1 protein-coding gene is annotated in these 381 nt (G+C 70.6%); it reads right to left on the bottom strand.

The features are described from left to right. Positions 1 to 381 (bottom strand): hypothetical protein (locus tag I6F37_RS44965; RefSeq protein ID WP_225155127.1); only part of this gene is annotated, 381 nt, incomplete at both ends.

The following is a 381-nucleotide window of genomic DNA, read 5'->3' as shown; positions in this document are numbered from 1 at the left end:
ATCCGCACGCGGACGGTGAGTTCGAAGCCCTTGCCGTAGCGCAGCAGGCCTCCGGTAGAGCTCGCCTCGACCAGCCACGACGCCACCTCGATGGTGCGGACGCCGGCGCTCTCGACGTAGCGTCCGGTCATCTCCAGCGGCCGTGACGCAGCCGAGTTCGCGTAGCCGCCCACCAGCGACGCAGCGCCAAGCACGATTCCGCCCTGGCGCGTGAAGCGACCGACGTAGCGGCAGGCGTGGTCGATCGCAGCGAGGTCGACCCAGTCGGGCACGTCCTCGAGGTGGGCGAACAGTGCCACCAGGGACGCCGGCGGGTCCTCGACCGCTTCGATGCCCTCCCGGCAAGCGACGCGCAGCATCTTCATGGCCCGGCCCTTGCCG

Source organism: Bradyrhizobium sp. NBAIM08 (genome assembly GCF_020193935.1).
Taxonomy (GTDB): domain Bacteria; phylum Pseudomonadota; class Alphaproteobacteria; order Rhizobiales; family Xanthobacteraceae; genus Bradyrhizobium; species Bradyrhizobium yuanmingense.
This window is presented reverse-complemented; position numbering and strand designations above follow the sequence as displayed.